General features: G+C 67.0%; 4 protein-coding genes. 2 read left to right on the forward strand and 2 right to left on the reverse strand.

Annotated features, from left to right (window positions below; genetic code table 11):
• Positions 1-502 (reverse strand): MurR/RpiR family transcriptional regulator (locus AC1D2K_RS31650; protein WP_478094013.1); only part of this gene is annotated, 502 nt, incomplete at its 3' end.
• A 233-nt stretch (positions 503-735) separates the two neighbouring features.
• Between AC1D2K_RS31650 and AC1D2K_RS31655 the strand changes: the two genes are divergently transcribed.
• Positions 736-963 carry a hypothetical protein gene (locus AC1D2K_RS31655; RefSeq protein ID WP_478094015.1) on the forward strand — a complete coding sequence of 76 codons (228 nt, stop codon included), beginning with the start codon at positions 736-738 and terminating at the stop codon, positions 961-963.
• A 56-nt stretch (positions 964-1,019) separates the two neighbouring features.
• Here the strand turns inward: AC1D2K_RS31655 and AC1D2K_RS31660 are convergent, their stop codons facing one another.
• Positions 1,020-2,939, reverse strand: coding sequence for a winged helix-turn-helix domain-containing protein (locus tag AC1D2K_RS31660; RefSeq protein WP_478094017.1), 1,920 nt, complete (start codon positions 2,937-2,939; stop codon positions 1,020-1,022).
• A 129-nt stretch (positions 2,940-3,068) separates the two neighbouring features.
• Between AC1D2K_RS31660 and AC1D2K_RS31665 the strand changes: the two genes are divergently transcribed.
• The gene (locus AC1D2K_RS31665) at positions 3,069-3,629 is read left to right on the forward strand and encodes a hypothetical protein (protein ID WP_478094019.1); all 561 of its coding nucleotides are present in this window, start codon (positions 3,069-3,071) and stop codon (positions 3,627-3,629) included.
• The last annotated feature ends 129 nt before the right edge of the window (positions 3,630-3,758 follow it).

Genomic DNA, 3,758 nt, shown 5'->3' on the forward strand with positions numbered 1-3,758 from the left:
CGTTGCAGCTGCCGTCGAGCCCGTGCTGCAGCAGGCCCGCGAGCCAGCCGCTGGCGCCGAAGCCCGCGATGTAGATCGAGCGCGCCCGGCCGATGCGCTGCACCGCGGCGTCGCAGGCGGCGTAGTCGAGCGTCTGGCGCGTGGCTTCGATGTTGCGGCGACTCTCGTCGAGGGCGGTGGCGAACACCTCGGCCACGGTGGTGGGGCGCTCGAGGTTGCCGCGCAATCGCTCCACCGGCGCCACGAGCGGCTCGAAGCCTCGGACGAGCTCCGCGCGAAAGGTGGCGTAGCCATCGAAATCCAGCGCGCGAGCAAAACGGTTGGCCGTGGCGATCGACACGCCCACGGCGGCGGCGAGTTCGTCGATGGGCAGCGTCGCGACCTGCAGCGGGTGTTCGAGCACGTAGTCGGCCACTTGCCGGTGCGAGCGGGTCAGTCGCGGCAAGGCCTGCGCAATGCGCTGGGCCACGGTGGTGCCCGGGGTGTCGACGTTGGTGCTCATGCGTGGGTTCGTGCACCTTGGAAGGCGCGTCCGATGTAAATTAATTTACAAAACTAAGTCAGTGGGGAAATTTTCGGTCATTTTTGATTGGAACTGCAAGAACCGGGCCGGAAAGCAGGGTTTGTCCGGATGCCGCCGGGTGATAGGAGCCTCGCTCGGTTCGTCATCTCTTCCGATGACGACGCGCCGAGGGCGATCACCTAATCTCGCGGTGTAGCCCTGGGAGAAACGTCATGAAGCCCATCAGCGCAACTCGCGCAGCGATGTTTTTCGTTTGCATCGCGTTCGCCGTGTCCGGGTGCCACGAACTCGGCAGCCCATCGATGGTGCTGCCGGCCAAAGCGGTGGTTGACCAATTTGCGCAAGGGCCGGCCGGTGCCTACATCGGTGACGTTTTCTCGGAGGCCGAGAAGGTGCTCGCGGCCCTGCCTCCGAGCGAGCCAATGCCGAACGGATACTGAATCGAATGGGAGATGCCCCACAGGCTCAGGCTTGAACGGCCCGGCCTTCAGCGCGATCAGATCGGCGCCAGGCCAGGCCCATAGCGATCCAGCTTGAGCGTTTTCATGAGGGCCGCAAAGCGTGGCTCCGATCGAAGGGGGGTCCAGTGCGGATCGTCCTTCAAAAAGATCATTCGGGTGTCGCGCGTCATGAAGCCCTGCTCCAGTGCCGCGAGCGCCGGCGCCGCCTCACCCAGCGCGGCGTGCAGCGATGCGATCGACGTCGGTGTGACGTACCGCGTCTTCGATTCAGCAAGCAGCTGGATCAGGATCCGTCGCGTCTCTTCGGTTTCGCCGAGACGTGCCAGTTGCACGCCCAGCACGGAGCGGGGCCGGGTGGTGCCGTCGGACAGCGCCACGGCCCGCCGGATGGCGGCAATGCCTTGGTCCGGATGCTGCTCGGCCATGTGCAGCAAGCCGATCGCCAGATGGGTCAGCCACAGGTTCGGCGCAATTTCAAGCGACCGGTTCAGCCTCGCCCGAGCCTCTGCCAGCTGCCCGTTGGCCAACAAGCAACTCCCTTCCACCGTGTTGAACATCGGGGACATGGGGTCGAGCGACCGCGCCGTGCGCTGATGCGCGAAGCCCTCGGCGAGGCGATCCTGGCTCAGGAGCAGGGTTGCCAGGCCCCAATGGCCGGCCGCCGTGTTGGGGTTGAACGTCAGCGCGCGGCGATACGCCTGCTCGGCGCCAGGCCAGTCGAAATCGAACCAATGGCGGCTGAAGGCGAGGCCGGCATGGGCATCCGCCAGATCGGGGGCCAGTGCAAGCGCACGCCGTAGCGCTGCGTTGCCCGGCTCGAAAACCTCCGAGGCCAATGCATCGGCGATCCATATCTTGCGGCGGTAGAGATAGGCCAGTTCCACCCAAGCCAGCGCATAGGCGGGGTCGATGCTGAGCGCCTGGTTGAGCAGCGCGATGCCTTTCTCGATTTCGGCGGCGCGGCCACCCCGAGCCTGCCACCGGGCAGCCACGTAGAGCTGATAGGCCTCCATGTCGCGCGTGCCGCCGATCTCGGACAGTGGGGGGGCGGCGCCGACTCGCGGGTGCAGCACCGGCAGCAACGCCTGCACCACCCGATTCGAGATCTGATCCTGCACTTCGAAAACGCTCGTGAACGTCTCGTCGAATCCGCCGCTCCAGGCGGCGACGCCATCGGACGCGTGCAGCAGGCGGGCGGTGGCGCGTACCAGATCGCCGCGCCGCTGCAGCGAGCCGTCGACGATCCAGGTCACCTCGAGTTCCCGCGCGGCACGCACCGGGTCTTGGCCTGCGCCGGCATAGCGCAGCACGGAACCGGTCGAGCGCACGACCAGCCCGGGTACGGTGGAGAGCCTGGCGATCAGGCTGTCGGCCATCCCGACCTCCAGCAGTTCGTCCCGGTTGGTCGCTTCGAGCGGTTTGAAAGGCAGGACGGCGAGGGTGGCGATGGAGGCTGGCTCGGGCGGCGGGCGGTGCCAGGCCCACCAACCGGAGCCGCCCAAGGCGATCGCCGCGCCGGCCCCCAGTGCCAGGCGCAATCGGCGGCGCCGCGCGGGATCCGCTGGAGGCGAACCGGGCGCCGGCGCAAGCGCCTCGATCTTTGCAGCGACCTTCGTCGCGTCGGCGTCGGCCTGCCTGACGACGGGCGCAACGAAGCGGAACCCGCGCCGAGGCACGGTCTGGATGAAGCGGCTGCCCTGCGTGTCGTCGCCCAGGGCCCGCCGCAAGCCCGCCACGACCTGGCTCAGGTTGTTTTCCTCGACCACCAGGCCAGGCCAGAGCGCCTGCAACAGGCGCTCCTTGTCGAGCAACTCGCCGGGATGCTCGACGAAGAAAAGGAGGGCGCTGAACAGGCGCGGCGTGAGCTCGACCGCCGTGCCGTCGCCGCGCAGCACCCGCTGCTGCGACCGTTGCAGCACGAACCCGCCGAACTCGTAGGCGTCTGGGTCGAACATGGCTGAATTTCAGGCCTTTTTCAGGAATCTTTCAAGGATTGCTTCGTGACGAGGAGCCTGAAAGCGCCGAAGGTGCAAGACGCTGGTCGGCGTTGCCGGCCAGGCAGCCCTCAACTCCTGGAGGCAGTCATGGTCAAGCTCCTCGAACGCCTCAAGCGCCTCAGGCCCCAAGCCCTCTACACGTTCACCCTCGTGAGCACATCGGTCGCCGTGACCATGATGCTGATCCAGACGTGCAGCGGCGGGGACGGTTTCGGGAACGCCTTTGCCGCCGCAGGCGCCGGGGGCCATCCGGTCGGCGCGACGGACCCCATCGTCGGCGTATGGGAGTCGACGGCCGCCGCCAAGGACTGCCACACGGGTGCCGTGCTGACCCGCCTCAAGGGGTTGTCCGTGTTCAACAGCGGAGGCACGGCGTCGTTCGAAAGCTCTCGCCCCGCTGCCACCGGAACCTCCGGACTGGGAACCTGGCAGCGCGAGCCCGGCGACAGCTACAGCTTTACCCTGGTGCTCATGCGCTTCAATCCCGACGGCACGTTCGCCGGAACGCAGAAGGCCAAGGGAACCCGCACCTTGTCTGCCGATGGCAACAGCTTCACCAGCACGATCGCCGGTCAGGTCATCGACTCGGCGGGCAACGTGGTCTCGTCGACTTGCGCGACGGATACGGGTTCGCGAGTGAGTTGGTAATCGCTGCGTAGGGGGAGGGGGCGCGCAGAAATCCGGAAACTCCCGCGTTCCCTTCGCTACGATGGCGGCACTTCGTTCGTCATCCATCCCGCGACCCGTTTGCCCGCCTCTCATCACCCAACCCTGACC

The sequence above is a fragment of the Variovorax sp. P1_H12_2 genome (assembly GCF_056405335.1).

What these genes read in the sequence shown, in the direction of transcription:
- AC1D2K_RS31655 (WP_478094015.1), top strand. Translation starts at nt 736, where the DNA reads ATGAAGCCCATCAGCGCAACTCGCGCAGCGATGTTTTTCGTTTGCATC.
- AC1D2K_RS31660 (WP_478094017.1), bottom strand. Translation starts at nt 2,939, where the DNA reads ATGTTCGACCCAGACGCCTACGAGTTCGGCGGGTTCGTGCTGCAACGG.
- AC1D2K_RS31665 (WP_478094019.1), top strand. Translation starts at nt 3,069, where the DNA reads ATGGTCAAGCTCCTCGAACGCCTCAAGCGCCTCAGGCCCCAAGCCCTC.